The sequence below is a fragment of the Niveibacterium sp. genome (assembly GCF_041909475.1).
Classification (GTDB): domain Bacteria; phylum Pseudomonadota; class Gammaproteobacteria; order Burkholderiales; family Rhodocyclaceae; genus Niveibacterium.
In genome coordinates this window covers 92,138-111,425 of the sequence record NZ_JAYRDJ010000009.1, presented here as the reverse complement: position 1 = coordinate 111,425, position 19,288 = coordinate 92,138, and the positions used below count along the sequence as shown (strand labels likewise).

The following is a 19,288-nucleotide window of genomic DNA, read 5'->3' as shown; positions in this document are numbered from 1 at the left end:
TTCCGGTGGCGCCTGCCACACTGAGATCGGAGTGGAGACCATCATGAGCATTCGATACGCGAATCTGTTGTGTGCCGCCGGCCTTTGCGTGGCGCTGAGCGGCTGCATGTCTACGCTGTCGGGCGACAGCTACTCACGTGAAGAGGCCCGCCGCGTGCAGACAGTGGAATACGGCCAGATCGTTGCACTGCGTCCGGTTGTGCTGGAGGGCACGAAGACGCCGATCGGCACGATTGCCGGTGCCGCGATCGGCGGGATTGCGGGCAGCGCCGTTGGGCAGGGCAAGGGGGCTGACATCGCGGCGGTGGTGGGTGCTGTTGCCGGTGGCATCGCCGGTTCTTCAGTTGAAGAGGCGGCAACGCGCTCGCAGGGCGTCGAGATCACCGTCAAGACGCAGCGCGGCGACACCATCGCGATCGTGCAGCAGGCCTCGGCGCAGGACGATTTCAAGGTCGGCGATACCGTGCGCCTGCTTTCCAGCGGGGGCACGACACGGGTCAGCCGTTGAAGGCTGCCTGTACCGTCGAAGGCGATAGCCCGTCGCGCAATGACATTGGCATTGGCTTGTGTCAGAGCCAGCTGATTTCGCGTTGCAACAACGTTTAATCAGTTTTGCGGCGCAAAACCCTTGAACCGTAAGCTTTTGAGGCCATTCGTGATCTTATTCACGGTATTTTCTTGCTGCTGCGCAGCAATAAAAAATGTTGAAATCTGTGCTGTTCGCTGATTAACTGATAAAAATATTGAATCGAGGTGTCTTAAGGCACCCGTCACTTCCGTTGCGGAACCACGTGCCGTCCCTCCCGGGTCGGCTAGCGCGTCGTGGTAGGGCATCTCCGCCAATGGTCCTGGATGGTTCCATGGAGTTGCAGCATGAAACTGAAGTGCGCGCGCGCAGCGCTTGATATCCAGCCCCACCGGGCAATCCGTCGAACTTCCCGGCTACCCGCCGGCGTTGCCGCTACACCCCACCGACACCTGCGCTAGGCCTCCGGTCAAAGCCGTTCCATGTCTGCCGTCGTCGTCCCGCTTGTCGGGCGACCATGTGCTGCCTTGCACGCGTTTGCGCTGAGTCTCCTGCTCCGACTCCGCAACGCGCCCCCGCAAGGCTCTTCAACCTGATTCGCCGGCCGCCATGTGCGGACCGGGGCAGCACCCGTCACAGCAGCGGAGCAGGCCCAAAACAACACAAGGCTTTGAAGGAGACAAACATGCGTTTTCGCATGAAGCCGCTGGCACTTTGCGTAGCGACGCTGTTCGCTACCGGTCTGCCGGTCGCACAGGTGGAGGCGGGCATTCCCGCCGCGCACGTGTATCACAACCACATGCCGAATTTCTGGCCCTTCTACGGGGTCGATGTCATGGCGACGTACAACGGTACGGCGGTCGGTTCCCCCATCCGCTACATGTACGACGGCCAGGTGATCAACCTCAAGAAGAGCCCGCCGGCGGGCTACAGCTACTACCTGCCGGCGTCTGCGGGTGGCGGCATCATGCCGCACGACGATCTGGTGTCGTACTACTCGCCGGACGCGAAGACCGGTGCCTATCAATCGTGGCCGCAGACCGTCGCGAGTGAGCTGCAGAGCTTCTCGGGTGGCAGCGGCCAGGTGCACGTGACGATGTCCGGCGCGGTCATCAACAACGTCAACAGCCTTGAGAATCTGCAGAACGTGCCGGGCTACACGAACCCGAGCTGGGGCACGTCCTGGACCAACAGCTTCAACAGCCTGAAGACGACCAACGGTTACCGCACGCTCGATACGATCCACTTCACCGGTCACCACTCGATGGGGCCCCTGGTCGGATCGGACTACTTCCTGAAGGATCTGATCTACCAGAACGCGACGCTGGCGCAGCCGTACTTCCTCGGCGGCAGCTTCACGTCGTCGAAGGGCTTCTTCCCGACCGAGCTGGGCTTCTCGGAGCGCCTGATCCCGGTGCTGGCGAAGATGGGGGTGCAGTGGTCGGTGCTTGGCAACAACCACTTCTCACGCACGCTGAAGGACTACCCGTACTCGACCTACGACGCGACCGGCGACACGCTGGTTTCGCCGCCGAATCGTGCTGACCTGCGCAACACTTCGACGGTGGGCAGCTGGGTTGCGAACGGCATGGCGCATGAGCAGCAGGTCATCGTCAACAAGTTCCCCTTCGCTTCCACGCCGCACTACGTGCGCCATGTTGATCCGGCGACGGGCGCGGTATCCCAGGTGGCGGGTATCCCGGTCAGCCAGAACGGTTCCTGGCTCGAAGGCTGGGATGGTTCGACCTCGGTGGACGAATACACGCCCTACACCGCGCTCGAAGCGCGTCAGTTCTTCGTCGTCGCGCACGACGGCGACAACTCGGGCGGTCGTGCCGGTTCGCTCGATACGTGGCGCGCCGGCTACAGCTCGACCTGTACCGGCAACGGCTACTGCCTCGGTATCGACGAGTACCTGAAGAAGTTCCCGATCCCGGCGACCGATGTTGCGCATGTGCAGGACGGTTCCTGGGTCGATACGCGCGATTCGTCGTCGGACCCGACCTGGTACCACTGGCATCTGCCGCTGATGATCTGGAAGGGCCAGTTCACTGCCTTCAACACCGCGACGGGCATGAACCTCGCGCCGAAGAAGAACCTCAAGGGGCTTGAGGAAGGTGCGACGGTCTCGCTGGAATACGGCTGGCACTACCTCGAGCGCAACTTCGCGCTGCTGCAGGCCGCGCAGAACTATGCGAAGACGGCCGAGCAGATCTGGCTCGATGCGCACCCGGCGCACTGGTCGCCGAGCACCACGCTGGATAACCAGATCACCTATCCGGGCAACCAGCTCAACCCGTGGATGCTGTCCTACCCTGTCAAGGGCGATGCGAGCAAGGATTACGCAGGCGGCGCCAACCCGGCGGAGCTGGCGTGGTACTTCCTGCTGCCGGCGATGGATTCGGGCTTCGGCTACTACGACGAGAACAAGGACGACTCGGTCAAGCCGACGCTGGCGTTCAACAACTCACTCGCGTTCTCGAAGCCCTATGTCACGGCAAACATCGCCAGCGACAAGACTGGTCCGTCGGTCTGGTGGCCGCAGCGCTATCCGTACAACCCCGGCTCGGTGAATGGTTCCAAGGCTGAGGGCTGGACGGTTCAGCACTACAGCAAGGACTTCGCGATCTACACCTATGGCTACGATGTCTCCGGCATCGCCAGCGCGAAGGTGATGGTGCGCACCCACGCCACGAAGACGATCGACGCGAGCGACGACACCTACAAGGTCTATGACCCCGCCGCGATGGTGGGCAAGGCCGGGCTGTCGATCACGCCGGCGAGCGTCAGCGCGTGGAAGTCCTACCCGATGCAGATGCGCGACCTCAAGCCGGTCATGAACGGTGTGCCGTGGAACAAGACCACGCAGGACACGCTGGCCGTGCTGCCCGCGCAGGAAATCGGCAACCTGTACTACAGCTACATCTCGGACTACCGCGACCAGTTGCTCGACTACTACGTCGAAATGACCGACTCGAAGGGTAATGTCACCAAGTCCGAGATCCAGCAGGTGTACGTCGGTGCGGGTACCTACTCGGCCAGCGCAACCGGTTCCGGTTTCGTGGAAGACGTCAACGGCACGGTGCAGGGTGTGTATCCCTTCCTCGTCGTTGATACGACCGCGCCGACCGTGCCCGGTACGCCGGCCGTGTCGGTCAAGACCGACCGCAGCGTCACGCTGAGCTGGGCGGCCGCCACCGACAACATCGGCGTCACCGGTTACCAGGTCTTCCGCAATGGCACCCTGGTTGGCACCAGCGCGACCAGCAGCTACACCGACAGCGGCCTCACCGCTTCGACGGCCTACACCTACCAGGTGCTGGCGGTGGATGCGGCGGGTAACCAGTCGGCCAAGAGCGGTACGCTCAGCGTCACCACGCAGGCACCGGACACGGTTGCCCCGGGTGTGCCGGGCACGCCGGTGGCATCGGCCGTGACGTCCAGCTCCGCCACGCTGACGTGGACGGCTGCGACCGACAACTACGGCGTTGCGAGCTACCTGGTGTTCCGCAATGGTGTGCAGGTTGGCACCACGACCGGGCTGAGCTACAGCGACAGCGCGCTTTCGCCCTCGACCACCTACAGCTACACGGTCAAGGCGCAGGACGCGGCTGGCAACACCGGTACCGCCAGTGCAGCCGCGAGCGTGACCACGCTGGCCGGTAACGTCGCGACGGTGTACTACAAGCCGGCTGCAAGCTGGACCACCGCCTACATCCACTACTCGCCCACCGGCGGCACGTGGACCACGGTGCCGGGTGTCCAGATGAGCGCGGCCTGTACCGGTTGGAAGGTCTACAGCGCCAACCTCGGCAGCGCCACTGGCCTGACGGCGACGTTCAACAATGGCTCGGGTACCTGGGATAACAACGGCGGCAAGAACTACGCCCTTGGTACCGGTATCCAGGTCGTCGAGAACGGCGCAGTCACCAGCGGCACCAACCCGTGTGCGGCGGACACCGTTGCGCCGGCGGCCCCGGCCACCGTGACCGCGACCGCGGTCGATGCCAACAGCGTGAACCTCACCTGGACGGCCGCGACCGACAACGTCGGCGTTGCGGGTTACTACGTCTATCGCGGTGGCGTGCAGATCGCCAACGTGACGACCGGTACCGCCTACCTCGACAACGGCCTCACCGCTTCGACCGCCTACGCCTACACGGTGAAGGCCTACGACGCGGCGGGTAACGTGTCGGCGGTCAGCAGCACGGCCAACGCCACCACTCCGGCGAAGACCGACACCACCGCACCGACCGTGCCCGCCAGCCTGGGTTCGTCGAACATCACCACCACCGGCGCCACGATCAGCTGGGCAGCGTCCACCGACAATGTCGGCGTGTCCGCCTATCTGGTGTTCCGTAACGGCACGCAGATCGCGACCACGGCCGCGACCAGCTACACCGACTCCGGCCTCACCGCTGCGACCACGTACAGCTACACGGTCAAGGCGCAGGATGCCGTCGGCAACACTTCGGCGGCCAGCACCGCGCTGAACGTGACCACCTCGGGCGGCAACACCGCGACGGTCTATCACAAGATCCCGACCGGCTGGACCACCACCAACATCCACTACGCCCCCACGGGCGGCAGCTGGACGGCGGTGCCGGGTGTGCTGATGGACGCGGCCTGTACCGGCTGGAAGATGCAGACGGTTTCGCTCGGCGCCACCACGGGCCTGCAAGCGGTCTTCAACAACGGTTCCGGTACCTGGGACAACAACGGCGGCAACAACTACCAGCTCACGAGCGGTATCTCGGCGATCAACGCAGGTGTGGTGACCAAGACCAATCCCTGTACCGGTGGCGATACCACCGCGCCGACGGTTCCGACCGCGCTGACCAAGACCGCTGCAACCGCCACCAGCGTATCGCTGTCCTGGACGGCCTCGACCGACAACGTCGGCGTGACCGGCTATGAGGTGTATCGCAACGGCGTGAAGATCGGGACTGTCGCCGGCACCACCTACACCGACACCGGTGTGGCCGCCAGCACCACCTACAGCTACACGCTGAAGGCATACGACGCAGTGGGCAACACCTCGGCGGCCAGCACGGCGCTGTCGGTGACCACGCCTGCTGCGAACGCATGCCAGGTGACCTTCACGATCGCCAATGCAAGCACCGTCACCGGGCAGAACCTGTACGTCGTCGGTAACCAGACCGCGCTCGGCAGCTGGGCGCCCGCTTCGGGCTTCGCGCTGACGATCCAGGGTTCGGGCGCCAACGTGCCCTGGACGGGTACGGTCACCTTGCCGGCAGGCACGGCGATCCAGTACAAGTACGTGAAGTGGAATGGCTCGACCGCCGTATGGGAAAGCAACCAGACGACGACGTCGGGTAACCGCGAACTGACCACGCCGGCAAGCTGCAGCGCCGCGATCAGCCAGAGCGACGGTAACTTCAAGTTCTAAGTCACAATCAGTACGAGGGCCGCGCAAGCGGCCCGCAGCGGCACCGCCCCGACAGGCGGTGCCGTTTGCGCAGCAGGCCCCCCTGCCTGTTGCGCAAACGGCTCACCGGAAGCACCGCAGCATGAAGAACAGAATGAACTCCCCCCTCCGCTCGCACACCCAATCCGCCGGCTTTACGCTGCTGGAACTGCTCGTCGTCGTCGCCATCATCGGCATGCTCGCCGCGCTGGTCGGCCCGCGTGTGTTCGGCCACGTCGCCAAGTCGGAAATCACCACCGCCAAGGCGCAGCTCGAATCCTTCTCGCGCGCGCTCGATGCCTACCGGCTTGATGTGGGCAACTACCCGGACGCAGCCGTCGGGCTGCAGGCCCTGCGTGTGGCACCTGCCGACGCCACCAAGTGGAACGGCCCCTACATGCAGAAGGACATCCCCAACGATCCGTGGGGGCATCCGTACCAGTACCGCAAGCCCGGTGCCCGTGGCGAGTACGACATCCTGTCGCTCGGCCGCGATGGCGCGCCTGGCGGCAGCGGGGATGACGCCGACATCATCGTTCCCTGAGTCGCGCGCAGCATGCGTTTTGAAGTCCGCGCGCTCGGGCCCGAGCAGGTCGAGACCCTGATCGTCGATGCGATCGACGAGGCCGAGGCGCGTCGCCTCGTCGCCGCGCGCCAGCTCACCGCGCTCGCCGTGAAGCGCGCCGCGAGCCGGCGTGGTTCGGCCTTCGACCTCACGCTCTTCGCGCAGGAACTGATCGAGCTGCTCGACGCCGGCCTCGAACTCGCCGAGGCGATCGAAGCGCTCGACGCGCGTGGCGGGCAGGGCGAAGGCGCGCGTGTCACGCATGCACTGCTGACGCGGCTGCGCGAAGGGCAGTCCTTCTCGCAGGCGCTCACCGCCGCGGACGAAGATTTCCCGCCACTTTTCATTGGCCTTGTGCGTGCGGCCGAGCGCACCAGCCATCTGCAGGATGCGCTCGCGCGTTACCTCGAATATCGCAACCGTTTCGACGCGCTACGCCAGCGCATCGGTGGCGCACTGATCTACCCCTCGATTCTGCTTGGCGTTGGTGGGGCGGTGAGCCTCTTCCTGCTGGGCTATGTGGTGCCGAAGTTCGCCACCGTGTATCGCGGCAGCGCGCACAAGCTGCCGTGGTTATCGCGCGTGATGCTCGATCTGGGCGAGTTTGTCGCCGCGCACGCTGGCGTGCTCGGTCCGGCGTTGCTGTTGCTGCTGATCAGCGGCGGGTTGGTTTTGCGTAGCGCATGGCAGCGCGGCCAGCTTGAGGCGGCGCTGCGCCATCTGCCGATGCTCGGGCCGCGCATCGAACTGTTCCGCATCGCACAGCTCTACCTCGCGCTCGGTACGCTGCTCAACGGCGGCTTGCCAGCACTGCAGGCGCTTGCGCTGGCCGAGGGTGTCGCGACGCCGGCGATGCTGCCGCGCCTGCGCTCCGTTGGCGGCGCGCTGCGGCGTGGCGAAGCAGTCACCGACGCGCTCGCCACCGCCGAACTGGTCACGCCAGTCGCGCTGCGTCTGTTGCGCGCAGGCGAACGCAGCGGCCGGCTGGGCGAGATGTTCATCCGCGCCGCCCGTCACCACGATGCCGAGCTGGGCCGCTGGATCGAACGCTTCTCGCGCATGTTCGAACCGCTGCTGATGGCCGCCATCGGCGTCACCGTCGGTGTCATCGTGGTGCTGCTGTATCTGCCGATCTTCGATCTTGCCGGGAGCCTGCAATGAACGCACGATCACCGCTCCCCACATTGAGTGTCGAAACCCTGCGTGGCGCGCGTGCGACGGCGCAGGCTACCGCGCGGCCGCTCTTCGATCTGCTCGCCGAGCAGTTGGGTGTCGACACCCGTGATGCCGCGCGCTGCGTCGCCGACACGCTGCAGTTGCCGTTCTTCGACAGCGATCGGCTGCTCGCAGCGCAGGCGGATTACACGACGATTCCACTCTCGCGTGCGCTCGCCCGCGGCTGCGTCGAAGTGCTGGCCGACGGTGCGCGCCATGTGCTGATCGGCAACCCCTTCGATGCCGCGCTGCTGAACTGGATCGAAGCCCGCTTCAGCGAGCCGGTGAGCTTCGCGGTCGCCGCACCGGCCGACCTGCATGCGCTGCTGGCCAGCGCAGAAGCGGCGGCGCGTGCACTGGATGCAGGCAGCCAGGCCAGCAGCGAGGGCGAAGGCGACAGCCGTGGCGAAGAACTCTCGCTGGTGTCGATCAGCGAAGACGGTTCGCCGGTCGTGCGGCTTGTGAACTCCACGCTGTACGACGCGCTTCGCGCGGGTGCCAGCGACATCCACTTCGAGTGTGGCCCCGCCGGCATGGAAGTGAAGTACCGCGTCGACGGCGTACTCGACGTGGCGACCCGCATCGCCGGCCGCACATTGGCCGAGCAGGCGATCTCACGCATCAAGGTGCTCGCCGAACTCGACATCGCCGAGCGCCGCTTGCCGCAGGACGGTCGCTTCCGCGTGTCCGCCGGCGGCCGCACTACCGATTTGCGTGTGTCGGTGATGCCCAGCATCCACGGCGAGGACGCGGTGCTGCGCATCCTCGACAAACGCCAGCTGGTGCCGGAAGGCAGCGCGCTGACGCTGGACCTGCTCGGCTTCGATACGGACTCGCTCATGCGCATCCGCCGCTTGTCGGCACTGCCCTACGGCATGTTGCTCGTCACCGGCCCGACCGGCAGCGGCAAAACGACCACGCTGTACGCCGCGATCTCCGAGACCCGTACCGGCCGCGAGAAGATCGTCACGATCGAAGACCCGGTCGAATACGAACTCCCCGGGGTGCTGCAGATTCCGGTGAACGAGAAGAAGGGCCTCAGCTTCGCGCGCGGCCTGCGCTCGATCCTGCGCCACGACCCGGACACCATCATGGTCGGCGAGATCCGCGATGCCGAGACGGCCGAGATCGCGGTGCAGTCCGCACTGACCGGCCACCTGGTGCTCTCCACGGTGCACGCCAACAGCGTGTTCGATGTGTTCTCGCGCTTCTCGCACATGGGCGTCGATCCGCATGCGCTGGTGTCGGCCCTGAACGGCATCTGGGCGCAGCGGCTGCTGCGTGCGGTGTGCCAGCACTGCGCGGTGGAATATGTGCCGGACGACGCGGAGCGCGCGCTGCTCGGCCTCGCACCCGATGCGCACCGCGGCCACCGCTTCCTGCGCGGACGCGGCTGCGGTGATTGCCGCGGCACAGGCTACCGCGGGCGCCGTGCGATCGCCGAAATCCTGACCCTGACCGACCCGCTGCGCGAGGCGATCCTCGCGCGGGAATCCATCCTCGCCGTGAAAGCCATCGCCGCCCAAGGCGGCACCCGCAGCCTGCGCGGCGCAGCGCTCGATCTGGCCTTGCGCGGCGAAACCACCTTGCAGGAAGTGCTGCGCGTGACTTTGCAGGACAGTGCATGAAACGCCCCTTGATTCCTCCTCGCCCGCAACTCTGGGTCGGCGCCGACAACGTCAGCCTGCGCGATCCGCAGGGGGCGATTCACGGCATCGCGTTCCACGATGCCGACGCGCTGCGCGCTGGTGTCGCTACCCTGGCGGCCGAGCAGTCACGTTGGCGCGCGATCGACGTGGTGGTCAGCGATGCGCATTGCCGCTACCTCGTGCTGCCGCGCATCGCCGGCACGCAGGGCCGCCGCGAGCTGGCGGATGGCATCGCCGCGCGCTTCGCTGCGAGTTTTGGCGACGACGCGGCTGACTGGCTGCTGAAGTACGACGCGCCGCCCTTCGGCTCCGACGATCTCGTCTGCGGCATGCGACGCAGTACTGCAGAGGCGATTCTGGATGGCCTGCGCGCCGCGCGCCGCCGCGTGTTCCGCATGCAGCCGCTGTGGGTGTGGTGCAGCGAGTCGGCGCTCGGCAAATCGCGCGCGCCGCACTGGCTCGCGAGCAGCGACGGCCACACGCTGACGCTGGGCCTGTTCCAGCAACGCCGCTGCGTCGGCGTGCGCGCCACGCGCCTGGGCAGCACGGGCCTCGCGGCGGCGCTGAATCGCGAAACCGCGCTGCAGGCCGCGCACAGCGCCGGCACACCGGTGTGGCTGTTCGGTGGCTCGGGCATGCCGGCGCGCCTCGCCGATGGCAGCCCGGTGATCGGTGCGGCCTTGCCGGCCGCGCTGGTGCCTGGGGGTGTCGCGTGAGCCGCGTGCGTATCGACTTCGCACCGGCCGCGCGCTGGCGCCTCGGCCTTGCCGTGGGCCTGAGTGCGCTGGCCCTGATCGCGGCAAGCGGCTTTGCGGCGCGCATCGCATGGCAGCGCGATGCACAGCTACAGGCCTTGCACGTACGGCTCGCCGCGCGCGCCCCGGCACCGCAGCCGGTGGTACACATCACGCCGCCCAGTCATGAGCAGGCCGAGGCGGTGAACGCCGCGATCACGCTGCTGAATCTGCCGTGGCCAGCGCTGCTCGACGGGCTCAATGCCGCAAGGCCGAAGGACGTTGCCGTGCTGCGTATCGAGCCCCGTGCGTCGCAACGCAGCCTGCGTGTGGTGGCGGAGAGCGAGCGCGCCGATGCGCTGTTCGACTTTGCCGATGCGCTCGCACATCAGCCGCCCTTCGTGCGCCTCAGGCCGGTGAGCCAGGTGCGGCTCGATTCGCCGGCGCGGGTGCAGGCGACGATGGATCTGGAGTGGCTGCCATGACGACGCCGACATCGCTAAAACCTGCTGCCCGCGCACCGCTGACGGCGCAGGGTCTGCGCCTCGCAGTTGAACTGCTGCTCGCGCGCCACGCCGTAAAGCTGATCGTGCTCGGTTTGCCGGCGATCGCGCTGGCCTGGCTGACGCTCGCGCTGCTGCCGGCTCAGGGGCGCGAACTCGTGTCGCTGCGTGCGCGCGTGAAGGCGCCGCCGCCGGTGGTGCAGGCCGCACCGCCGCAGGATCCGATGGTGCCGTTCCGCGCCGTGCTGCAACCCGATGAGGCCAAGATGGAAGTGGCGCGAGCGTTGTGGAACGACGCTGCGGCCGCCGGCCTGCAACCCGCCCGCGTGGACTACCGCAACAACCCGAGCACCGCAGCCGGCTTCTCGCGCTTCGACCTGACGCTGCCGGTCGCGGGGCCGCCGGATGTGATCCGCCAGTTCGCGTTCTCGCTGCTGGAGCGCTACCCCGGCCTCGCGCTGGAGAAGATCGAGCTGCAGCGTGAGGCGGCGGTTCAGGATCAGGTCGAGGCGCAGCTCGCCTTCGTGCTGTTGCTGGAGGCACCGAAATGACGCCCAGGCAACGCATGGTGCTGCTGCTCGCTGGCTTCGCCGTCTGCGGCGGGCTGGTGATCGCCGATCGCCAGTCTCCCGCGGCGGCCGACGATGTGGTGCAGCCGGTCACGCGCAGTGCCGCGCTGCCGCCGGCGCGCAAGTCGCCTGCAGCCGAAGACAGTACGATCCTCGCGCTCGCGCCACGCACCGATTACGGCAAGGCCGGCGATGGTTTCTTCGCGCCGGTTCGCCCACCCGCGCCGCCGCCCCCGCCACCGCCGCCCCCTCCGCCGCCGCCCAGCGCACCGCAGCCGCCCTTCGCGGTGATCGGCAAGCAGCTGGTCGATGGCAAGTGGGAAGTCTTTCTTGCCTTTGGCGAAGCGAGCCTGATCGCCCACGCGAACGAACGGCTCGATGCGAACTGGCAGGTGGTGGCGATCCGCCCGCCGGTGATGGAACTTGAATACCTTCCGCTCAACCAGCGTACGACGCTGGCGATTGGTGCCAACTTTGATGACTAGACTCTCCCGAATCCGCGTCGCCTCGGCGCTGGTAGTGCTGTTGCTGGCTGGTTGCGCGGGGCAGAAGGCCTTTCGCGCCGGCGGCGAGCTGATCGAGCAGCAGCAGTACGAAGCGGCGCTGGAGCAATACCGCGCCGCAATCGCTGCCGACCCGAACAACGCCGAATTCCGCCTCACCTACCTGAAGGCGCGCGACCAGGCGGTGGCGCGATGGCTTGCCGAAGCCGAGCGTGCACAGGCGGCCGGCCGCAGCGGTGAAGCGGCGCCCCTCTTCATGCAGGTGCTGCGGGCCGACGAGAAGAACGCGCGAGCGATCCGCGGCCTGCGTGCGATGGAACGCGACAACCGCCATGCGCAGTACGTCGCCGAGGCGCAGAGTGCTTACTCGCAGGGCGACCTCGATGGCGCGCAGGCACGCCTGCGCATCGTGCTGAGCGAGAACCCGGCCTACCCGTCGGCGGTCGAGCTCAACGGCCAGATCGAGCAGCGCCGCGCGCAGCCTCGCGGAGCGAGCGAGCAGCGCCTTGCCGAAGCCTTCCGCAAGCCGATCTCGATCGAGTTTCGCGATGCACAGCTGCGCCAGGTGTTCGAGGTGATCTCGCGCGCCTCCGGCCTGAACTTCGTGCTCGACAAGGAAGTGCGCGGCGACCAGCGCACCACGATCTTCCTGCGCAACAGCACGGTCGCCAACGCGCTCGCGCTGACGCTGCTGACCAACCAGCTCGAACAGCGCGTGCTCGATTCCAGTTCGGTGCTGATCTTCCCGTCGACGACGCAGAAACTGCGCGACTACCAGGCACTTGCCGTGAAGACCTTCGTGCTCGCCAACGGCGATGCGAAGAACGTTGCGAACACGCTGCGCACGATCCTGAAAACACGCGATGTGGTGGTGGACGAGAAGCAGAACATGCTGATCGTGCGCGACACGCCCGAGGCGCTGCGCATGGCCGAGAAGCTCATCGCGCTGCACGACCAGGCGCCGCCGGAAGTGATGCTGGAAGTCGAGATCCTCGAAGTACAGCGCAACCGCCTGCTGAAGCTGGGCATCGAATACCCCGGCCGCGCTTCGCTCACGCCGCTCGCGTCGGATGGCAAGACGCTGACGCTTGCCGACCTGCTCGATCTCGGCTCGCACAACATCGGCGTGACGATCGATCCGCTTGCGATCAACGCCAACCGCACCGTGTCCGATGTGCGGGTGCTGGCCAACCCGCGCATCCGCGTGCTTAACCGCGAGAAGGCGAAGATCGTGGTCGGCCAGAAGGTGCCGACGATCACCAACACCGCCACCTCGACCGGCTTCGTCGCGGGCTCGGTGTCCTACCTCGACGTGGGCCTGAAGCTGGAGGTGGAGCCTAACGTGTCGCCGGACGGTGAGGTCACGATCAAGATGGGGCTGGAGGTCAGCAACATCCTCGACCGCATCCAGCAGAAGGACGGCACCACGGTCTACCAGCTTGGTACCCGCAATGCCGACACGATCCTGCGTCTGCACGACGGCGAAAACCAGGTGCTCGCGGGCTTGATCAACGACAGCCAGACCAGCGGCGGTAGCCATATCCCGGGGCTCGGCGACATCCCGGGCCTGGACCGCGTGTTCGGTTCCAAGACCGACGATTCGCAGCAATCCGAAGTGGTGCTTTCGATCACGCCGCGCATCGTGCGGCCGGCAGTGCGCCCCTCGGCGCGCGATGCCGAATTCGAAGCGGGCACCGAGGCGAGCCTCAAGCCGTTGAGCATGGGCGACATTCCGGCGTCGACTCAGCAGGGCAACCCGAACAACGTACCGCCACCGCCACCGCCACCGCCACCGCCTCAGGCTCCGGCGGCTCCTGCTGCGGCATCGCCGGCCGCGCCGGCGGCTGTTGCACCTTCGGCCAAGCATGGCGATGGGCGGTTGGCCTTGCGCAGCAGCGTGCAACTGAGTCAGCCGCCGGCCGCACGGCCGGCCGATGAGGCACCCAGCCACGAATACCGCTTCGCACTCGCGGGCGACGCACTGCCGCAACGATGAAACGCATTGCCGGCTTCACGCTGATCGAACTGTTGGTGACGCTCGCCATCATGGCGCTGCTGGCCGCGCTCGTGATGCCTGTGGCGGAGCTGGCGCTGCAACGCTCGCGCGAAGCCGAACTGCGCACCGCGCTGCGTTCGCTGCGCAATGCGATCGACGCCTACAAGCAGGCCAGCGACGACGGCCGCATCGCCTTGAAGGCAGGTGGCTCCGGCTACCCGCCCAAGCTCGAAGCGCTGGTCGAGGGCGTGACGGATGCGAAGTCGCCCAAGGGCGCCAAGCTGTACTTCCTGCGCCGCATTCCGCGCGACCCGACCAGCACCGATACCTACGCCGAACCGGCTGCGACCTGGGCGACGCGCAGCTATGCAAGCGACCCGGACCACCCGCGCTCAGGGGACGATGTGTTCGATGTGTTCTCGCGTTCGCCCGGCATCGGGCTGGACGGCACGCCCTACGCGGAGTGGTGACGATGCGCCAGCGTGGTTTCACCCTGATCGAACTGCTGGTGGTGCTCGCCATCGTCGCGCTGCTGCTGACGCTGGCGTTGCCGCGTTACATGGGCAGCGCCGAGATCGCGAAGGAACGAGTGCTGGTCGAAAACCTGCGCGTTACGCGCGACGCGATCGACAAGCACTTCGCCGACCGCGGCCGCTATCCCGAATCGCTCGACGCGCTGGTGGAGCGGCGCTACCTGCGCGAGCTGCCCTTCGATCCACTGCGCGATAGCCGTACCGCGTGGAATGTCGTGCCCCCGCCGAGCGGGCGCGACGGCGGCGTGTACGACCTGCACAGCAGCGCACCGGGTGCCACCCGCGACGGCCGCGCCTATTCCGAGTTATGAACCGGCAGCATGGCTTCAGCTACATCGGCATCCTGATCCTGCTCGCGATCATCGGTGCGGTGTCGGCGCAGACGATGGAGCTTGCCAGCACCGTTGCGCTGCGCAGCAAGGAAGCTGAGCTGCAGGCGCAGGGCGACGAGTTCAGCCGCGCCTTCAAGCGCTACTACCGCGCGAGCCCGCAAGGCTCACCCTCGTATCCGAAAGAACTGCGCGATCTGCTGCGCGACCCGCGCTTCCCCGGCACCGTGCGCCACTTGCGCCGCATCCCGCGTAACCCGCTGACCGGCAGCACCAACTGGATGCCGATCCCCGCACCCGGTGGCGGCATCATGGGTGTTGCGGTGATCGCGCCGGGCGAGCCGATGCGCAAGCCGCAGCGCACGCTGGCACCGGCTACCGTCGGCGCCCCGACGCCGGCCGGAGCGACCGCACCGCAGGTGGCAGCGCCGGCCAGTGGCTATGCCACCTGGCGCTTTGGCTACGACCCGGCACAGGCGACCGGCACCATCACGCCGGACGCCAACGCCAGCGCGCCGCAAGCCGCGCCCTGAATCCTCACAGCGGATAGGCCCAGGGCAGGGCGGGCAAGGTGCCGTTCGTGACGTCGAGGTAGTGCGGCGTCAGCTGCGACCAATCGGTCGTGAACCACGCGGACAGATCGAACACCGTGTCCGAATCGCCGAGTTTCTGTACTTCGATGTTGGGCATCGTCAGCGGCGTTTTCACTGCGCAGACCGACGGATCGGCGCGCGGGCGCACGAAGTAGACGGCGCTCTCGGTGGTGGTCGAAACGTTGGTGACTCGGCGTGCGCTCAGCGTCGGCGCGTGGGCATTCGCCTGCACCAGCAGTGCCGTTTCCACATCGACGCCAATGCCGCGCGCACCGCTGCGGCCGGTGCCCGAGGCCAGCACGCCGCCACTGCAGCCGCCACCCGCGGTGTTGGGCTTGATCATGCGTGCGACGAAGCCGAGCAGGCGGCCGAGCCGGTCGCGCGAGTCGAGGTGGGAATCCAGGATCGTGTTGCTCAGTGCCGGCGGCATGATGAAGCCGGCGCCGCCGAGCGGGCTCGGGTCCAGCGTCATGTAGCGGTTGTAAGGGTTGTCGAGCGCCTGCTTGGTGGTGACCGAGCCGTTCAGCGCGGCGAAGTCCGCCCAGCCCAATACCGCCAGCCCGGCGCTGGTGCCGCCGAGCGGCACATTCTTCGCCATCAGGCCGCGCAGCGTGGTGTCCAACGCGGTGCCTTTCCAGTACTTGATGTAGTCGCTCTGGTCGCCGCCAGCGATCCACACCGCATGGGCCTTGCCGACCACGCTGTTGACGAAGGCGTCGTTGGCCGCCGCAACGCTGGGGATCACCAGCGTCTCGACCGACGTGAGCCCCAGCGCCGCACCGCCGACCCAGCCATCCGCAAAGCTCGACGAGGTGCCGGACGCCGCGTCGCTGTAGTAGATGTAGGGGTTGTATGCGTCGGTGCCGGTCGCGCGGATCACGACGAAGCGGCCACCGTTGCCCGGTGTGATGCCGGCGCGCTGGATCATCCAGCGGAAGGCTTCGTCCACATCCGGCCCGCCGCCCATCAGCACGAAGCTGGGTTGAGTGGGCGCTGAAACACTTGTTGGCGCGCGCGCGTTGCCCAGCACCGAATACGTGTAGAGCGTTTTCGCGGCCAGCGCGATGTTGCAGGCCGCCAGCAGCATGAAGCCGGCGATCAGCCGGAGCAGGGTGCGCGCGGTCGTGGCGCGGCCGTCACCGGAATACGCAGTCGAGGTGCCCATTTTTTTGTCCTTCAGCGCAGCGGCGCAGGGCGGCGGAAGGCCGCCGCGCCGTGTCCTCAGTATAGGCAGCGCCCCCGCCGGGTTCCGGCGACTGCGCGGTGCCGCGCGCACGGTGTCACGACGCGCGCCGCTCAGAGTGCGTCGGCGGCGGTCGCCAACGTCACGCGGGTGGACAAGGCGTTCAGCGCGATCAGATGAATCATCTGGCTGACGGTGGTGCAGCAGTCGCTCAGCACGGTCACCGCGTAGGGCTCGGCGGCTTTCGAGATCGCGGTATGCGTGACGCAGTTCTGCGTCATCATGCCGCAGACCAGCAGCTCGGTCGCGCCCAGCGCATCCAGCGTCGCCTTCAGCGTGGTGCCGTGGAAGGCATCCGCGAAGTGCTTCACCACCACCGGCGCTTCCGGCGCCGCGGCAAGAATCTGCGGATGAATCTCGACGCCCGGCGTGTCGGCGTTGAAGAAGGGCGCGATGCCGCGCGACGCGTCGGCCACGTGCTGCACATGGATCACCGGCACTCCCTTGGCGTGGGCGGCCGCGATTGCAGCTTCCACATTCGCAAGGATGGCCTCGGTGTTCCACAGCGGGAATTTGCCGTTGGCGAAGTAATCGTTCTGCAGGTCGACCACCAGTAGTGCTTTGCTCATGGGGCTGCTCCTTCATGCAAGAGAGGTGTTTCGGTGAGGGGCATTGTCGGCGTCGTCACGCGCGCGCCGTGAGTGGCCTGAAAGACAAACTCCGATAAGATCGGGCCAAATCGCTGGGCGCAGAAGACGCCCGATACGCCTGAGGAGTGCGCGATGGACAAGCCGGTGGTCGCGGTGGTGGCCTTCGATCAGATCAGCCCCTTCCACCTGTCGGTGCCCTGCGTCGTGTTCGGCGACGCGCACCCCGGCGTGCCGCGTTTCGATCTGCAGGTCTGCGCCGCCGAGAAAGGCCCGCTGCGCACCACCGCCGGTTTCCGGGTGCAGGTGGATCACGGGCTGGAGGCGCTCGCGCGGGCGCAGATCGTGATCGTGCCGAGCTGGCGCAACCCGATCGAGCCCGCACCGCCGGCACTGTGCGAGGCTCTGCGGGCGGCCGATGCGGCCGGTGCGCAGCTGGTGGGCCTGTGCCTCGGTGCCTTCGTGCTGGCCGATGCGGGCCTGCTCGATGGCCGCCGTGCCACCACCCACTGGGCCGCAGCACAGGCTTTTGCGCAGCGATACCCGAAGGTCGTGCTGGATGCGGATGTGCTCTACGTCGAGGATGGCCGCATCCTCACCTCGGCCGGCACAGCCGCCGGCATTGATTGCTGCCTGCACCTGCTGCGCCAGCGCTACGGCGGCGAAATCGCCAACCGCGTCGCGCGCCGCCTCGTCACGCCGCCGCACCGCCAGGGCGGGCAGGCGCAATTCATCGAGCAAGCGCTGCCGGCGCACCCGCGCGATTCGCGCCTGGCCGATCTGCTCGACTGGGTGCGCGCGCACCTCGACCAGCCCCATTCGCTCGACAGCCTCGCCGAACGCACGCTGATGAGCCGCCGCAGCTTCACCCGCCACTTCCGCCAGATCACCGGCACCACGGTCGGCGACTGGCTGCTCGGCGAGCGGCTCGCGCTGAGCCAGCGCCTGCTCGAAACCACCGATCAGCCGGTCGAACGCATCGCCGCGCTGGCGGGTTTCGGCTCCGCGGTGTCGCTGCGCCAGCACTTCGGCCGCGCCTTCGGTGTTTCGCCGAGCGCCTGGCGTCAGACTTTCCGCGGGGTTTGAGAAAAGAAAACGGCGCCACGAGGGCGCCGTTGCGTCAGGCTGGGTGCGGCTCACTTGCCACTTACTTGCCGCCGATGCTCTCCATCGCTTCCCACTTGCCCTTGACGACCTTGTACACCGTGATGCCGCCTTCCTTCAGGTCGCCCTTTGCGTCGTAGCCGAGCCGCGAGGTGGTGACGCCTTGCAGTTGCGTGGCGGCGAGCGCGGGCAGGTATTTGGCCGGGTCGACCGAGTCGGCCTTCTTCATCGCCATGAACATCGCCATCGCGCCGTCGTAGGCGTAGGGCGAGTAGGTTTCGACCTTGCTGCCGAAGCGCTTCTCGTACTTAGCCACATAGGTGGCGCCGCCCGGCATGTGTTCGATCGGCAGGCCGGCCAGTGAGGCGATCACGCCCTCTGCGGCGTCGCCGGCCAGCTTGATGAAGTTGTCGCTCTTCACCATCTCGCCGGAGACCAGCGTTGCGCTGATGCCCAGTTCCTTGATCTGGCGCGCCATCGGTGCGGCCTGCACCTCCGAGCCGCCGTAGAAGATCGCCTGCGGTGCCTGTGCCTTGAGCTTGGTGAGAATCGCGCGGAAGTCGACCGACTTGTCGGTGGTGAACTCGCGCGCAACGATGGTCGCGCCGGCGGCCTTGGCGGCCTTCTCGAACTCGTTCGCGAGGCCCTGCCCGTAGGCGGTGCGGTCGTCGATCACCGCGATCTTCTTGAAGCCCAGCTTGCCCACCGCATAGCTGCCGACCACCGAGCCCTGCTGGGTGTCCGATGTCATCATGCGGAAGGTGGTCTTGAAGCCCTGCTCGGTGTACGCCGGCGCGGTCGCCATGGCGATCTGCGGAATGCCGGCACGCGCATAGATCTTCGAGGCCGGGATCGTGGTGCCGGAATTGAAGTGTCCGAGCATGCCGGCGATGTTGTCGTCCACCAGGCGCTGCGCGACGACGGTGCCGCTGCGCGGGTCGGCCTGGTCGTCTTCTGCCAGCAGCACGAACTTCACTTCTTTGCCGCCAATGACCGGTTTGCTGGCGTTCACCTCTTCGACGGCGAGCTGCACGCCGTTCTGAAAATCCTTGCCGTAGTGCGCCTGCGGCCCGGTCAGCGGGCCGGCAAAGCCGATCTTCACTTCCACCGGCGCAGCAAAGGCGGTGCTGCCAAGCGCGAGCAACAAGGCTGCGGCGGACATCTTCATCGTCATGCGTGCGTCTCCCATGTTGTGTGGCGTGTGGCCACGG

Annotated in this window: 18 protein-coding genes; 14 read left to right on the top strand and 4 right to left on the bottom strand. The window is 66.9% G+C overall.

Going from position 1 to position 19,288, the window contains the following annotated elements; genetic code table 11:
- Positions 1-43: 43 nt before the first annotated feature.
- A complete protein-coding gene (locus ACE3P0_RS08680; RefSeq protein ID WP_374401881.1) occupies positions 44-508 on the top strand; it encodes a glycine zipper 2TM domain-containing protein in 465 nt (154 codons plus the stop codon).
- A 98-nt stretch (positions 509-606) separates the two neighbouring features.
- On the opposite strand, the gene ACE3P0_RS08675 is transcribed toward ACE3P0_RS08680, so the two are convergent.
- Positions 607-918, bottom strand: coding sequence for a hypothetical protein (locus tag ACE3P0_RS08675; protein WP_374401879.1), 312 nt, complete (start codon positions 916-918; stop codon positions 607-609).
- 293 nt (positions 919-1,211) lie between these two features.
- Between ACE3P0_RS08675 and ACE3P0_RS08670 the strand changes: the two genes are divergently transcribed.
- The 12 genes from ACE3P0_RS08670 (at position 1,212) to ACE3P0_RS08615 (ending at position 15,083) form a co-directional block, all read left to right on the top strand.
- Complete coding sequence (locus ACE3P0_RS08670) at positions 1,212-5,936, top strand: carbohydrate binding domain-containing protein (RefSeq protein WP_374401877.1); 4,725 nt, start codon at positions 1,212-1,214, stop codon at positions 5,934-5,936.
- Between the two features lie 133 nt (positions 5,937-6,069).
- Positions 6,070-6,498 carry a type II secretion system major pseudopilin GspG gene (gspG, locus tag ACE3P0_RS08665; protein WP_374401875.1) on the top strand — a complete coding sequence of 143 codons (429 nt, stop codon included), beginning with the start codon at positions 6,070-6,072 and terminating at the stop codon, positions 6,496-6,498.
- Positions 6,499-6,510: 12 nt separating this feature from the next.
- Complete coding sequence (locus ACE3P0_RS08660) at positions 6,511-7,680, top strand: type II secretion system F family protein (RefSeq protein ID WP_374401873.1); 1,170 nt, start codon at positions 6,511-6,513, stop codon at positions 7,678-7,680.
- Entirely contained in the window at positions 7,677-9,362 is a 1,686-nt protein-coding gene (locus ACE3P0_RS08655) for a GspE/PulE family protein (RefSeq protein ID WP_374401871.1), read from the top strand. Before ACE3P0_RS08660 ends, ACE3P0_RS08655 begins: the two co-directional genes overlap by 4 nt.
- The gene (locus tag ACE3P0_RS08650; protein ID WP_374401869.1) at positions 9,359-10,099 is read left to right on the top strand and encodes a hypothetical protein; all 741 of its coding nucleotides are present in this window, start codon (positions 9,359-9,361) and stop codon (positions 10,097-10,099) included. The genes ACE3P0_RS08655 and ACE3P0_RS08650 overlap by 4 nt, the downstream gene beginning before the upstream one ends.
- Positions 10,096-10,602 carry a hypothetical protein gene (locus ACE3P0_RS08645; RefSeq protein WP_374401868.1) on the top strand — a complete coding sequence of 169 codons (507 nt, stop codon included), beginning with the start codon at positions 10,096-10,098 and terminating at the stop codon, positions 10,600-10,602. Before ACE3P0_RS08650 ends, ACE3P0_RS08645 begins: the two co-directional genes overlap by 4 nt.
- Complete coding sequence (locus ACE3P0_RS08640; protein ID WP_374401866.1) at positions 10,599-11,171, top strand: hypothetical protein; 573 nt, start codon at positions 10,599-10,601, stop codon at positions 11,169-11,171. The genes ACE3P0_RS08645 and ACE3P0_RS08640 overlap by 4 nt, the downstream gene beginning before the upstream one ends.
- On the top strand, positions 11,168-11,674 hold the full coding sequence (locus ACE3P0_RS08635) for a hypothetical protein (protein ID WP_374401864.1): 507 nt from the start codon (positions 11,168-11,170) through the stop codon (positions 11,672-11,674). The genes ACE3P0_RS08640 and ACE3P0_RS08635 overlap by 4 nt, the downstream gene beginning before the upstream one ends.
- Positions 11,667-13,688, top strand: coding sequence for a secretin N-terminal domain-containing protein (locus tag ACE3P0_RS08630; protein ID WP_374401862.1), 2,022 nt, complete (start codon positions 11,667-11,669; stop codon positions 13,686-13,688). The genes ACE3P0_RS08635 and ACE3P0_RS08630 overlap by 8 nt, the downstream gene beginning before the upstream one ends.
- Positions 13,685-14,158 (top strand): type II secretion system protein, encoded by a 474-nt coding sequence (locus tag ACE3P0_RS08625; RefSeq protein ID WP_374401859.1) that lies wholly within the window; start codon positions 13,685-13,687, stop codon positions 14,156-14,158. The genes ACE3P0_RS08630 and ACE3P0_RS08625 overlap by 4 nt, the downstream gene beginning before the upstream one ends.
- Before the next feature lie 2 nt (positions 14,159-14,160).
- Positions 14,161-14,532, top strand: a complete 372-nt coding sequence (locus ACE3P0_RS08620) for a type II secretion system protein (protein ID WP_374401857.1) — start codon at positions 14,161-14,163, stop codon at positions 14,530-14,532.
- Entirely contained in the window at positions 14,529-15,083 is a 555-nt protein-coding gene (locus tag ACE3P0_RS08615; protein WP_374401855.1) for a type II secretion system protein, read from the top strand. Before ACE3P0_RS08620 ends, ACE3P0_RS08615 begins: the two co-directional genes overlap by 4 nt.
- Before the next feature lie 4 nt (positions 15,084-15,087).
- On the opposite strand, the gene ACE3P0_RS08610 is transcribed toward ACE3P0_RS08615, so the two are convergent.
- Together ACE3P0_RS08610 and ACE3P0_RS08605 are read right to left on the bottom strand one after the other, a co-directional pair.
- The gene (locus ACE3P0_RS08610; RefSeq protein WP_374401853.1) at positions 15,088-16,308 is read right to left on the bottom strand and encodes a cyanophycinase; all 1,221 of its coding nucleotides are present in this window, start codon (positions 16,306-16,308) and stop codon (positions 15,088-15,090) included.
- Between the two features lie 131 nt (positions 16,309-16,439).
- A complete protein-coding gene (locus tag ACE3P0_RS08605) occupies positions 16,440-16,955 on the bottom strand; it encodes a cysteine hydrolase family protein (protein WP_374401851.1) in 516 nt (171 codons plus the stop codon).
- Positions 16,956-17,108: 153 nt separating this feature from the next.
- Here ACE3P0_RS08605 and ACE3P0_RS08600 point away from each other — a divergent pair, with 153 nt between their 5' ends.
- On the top strand, positions 17,109-18,059 hold the full coding sequence (locus ACE3P0_RS08600) for a helix-turn-helix domain-containing protein (RefSeq protein ID WP_374401849.1): 951 nt from the start codon (positions 17,109-17,111) through the stop codon (positions 18,057-18,059).
- Between the two features lie 61 nt (positions 18,060-18,120).
- On the opposite strand, the gene ACE3P0_RS08595 is transcribed toward ACE3P0_RS08600, so the two are convergent.
- On the bottom strand, positions 18,121-19,251 hold the full coding sequence (locus tag ACE3P0_RS08595; protein WP_374401847.1) for a branched-chain amino acid ABC transporter substrate-binding protein: 1,131 nt from the start codon (positions 19,249-19,251) through the stop codon (positions 18,121-18,123).
- Positions 19,252-19,288: the final 37 nt, after the last annotated feature.

What these genes read in the sequence shown, in the direction of transcription:
- ACE3P0_RS08670 (WP_374401877.1), top strand. Translation starts at nt 1,212, where the DNA reads ATGCGTTTTCGCATGAAGCCGCTGGCACTTTGCGTAGCGACGCTGTTC.
- ACE3P0_RS08650 (WP_374401869.1), top strand. Translation starts at nt 9,359, where the DNA reads ATGAAACGCCCCTTGATTCCTCCTCGCCCGCAACTCTGGGTCGGCGCC.
- ACE3P0_RS08655 (WP_374401871.1), top strand. Translation starts at nt 7,677, where the DNA reads ATGAACGCACGATCACCGCTCCCCACATTGAGTGTCGAAACCCTGCGT.
- ACE3P0_RS08635 (WP_374401864.1), top strand. Translation starts at nt 11,168, where the DNA reads ATGACGCCCAGGCAACGCATGGTGCTGCTGCTCGCTGGCTTCGCCGTC.
- ACE3P0_RS08630 (WP_374401862.1), top strand. Translation starts at nt 11,667, where the DNA reads ATGACTAGACTCTCCCGAATCCGCGTCGCCTCGGCGCTGGTAGTGCTG.
- ACE3P0_RS08615 (WP_374401855.1), top strand. Translation starts at nt 14,529, where the DNA reads ATGAACCGGCAGCATGGCTTCAGCTACATCGGCATCCTGATCCTGCTC.
- ACE3P0_RS08610 (WP_374401853.1), bottom strand. Translation starts at nt 16,308, where the DNA reads ATGGGCACCTCGACTGCGTATTCCGGTGACGGCCGCGCCACGACCGCG.
- ACE3P0_RS08605 (WP_374401851.1), bottom strand. Translation starts at nt 16,955, where the DNA reads ATGAGCAAAGCACTACTGGTGGTCGACCTGCAGAACGATTACTTCGCC.
- ACE3P0_RS08625 (WP_374401859.1), top strand. Translation starts at nt 13,685, where the DNA reads ATGAAACGCATTGCCGGCTTCACGCTGATCGAACTGTTGGTGACGCTC.
- ACE3P0_RS08680 (WP_374401881.1), top strand. Translation starts at nt 44, where the DNA reads ATGAGCATTCGATACGCGAATCTGTTGTGTGCCGCCGGCCTTTGCGTG.
- ACE3P0_RS08595 (WP_374401847.1), bottom strand. Translation starts at nt 19,251, where the DNA reads ATGACGATGAAGATGTCCGCCGCAGCCTTGTTGCTCGCGCTTGGCAGC.
- gspG (WP_374401875.1), top strand. Translation starts at nt 6,070, where the DNA reads ATGAACTCCCCCCTCCGCTCGCACACCCAATCCGCCGGCTTTACGCTG.
- ACE3P0_RS08620 (WP_374401857.1), top strand. Translation starts at nt 14,161, where the DNA reads ATGCGCCAGCGTGGTTTCACCCTGATCGAACTGCTGGTGGTGCTCGCC.
- ACE3P0_RS08660 (WP_374401873.1), top strand. Translation starts at nt 6,511, where the DNA reads ATGCGTTTTGAAGTCCGCGCGCTCGGGCCCGAGCAGGTCGAGACCCTG.
- ACE3P0_RS08640 (WP_374401866.1), top strand. Translation starts at nt 10,599, where the DNA reads ATGACGACGCCGACATCGCTAAAACCTGCTGCCCGCGCACCGCTGACG.
- ACE3P0_RS08600 (WP_374401849.1), top strand. Translation starts at nt 17,109, where the DNA reads ATGGACAAGCCGGTGGTCGCGGTGGTGGCCTTCGATCAGATCAGCCCC.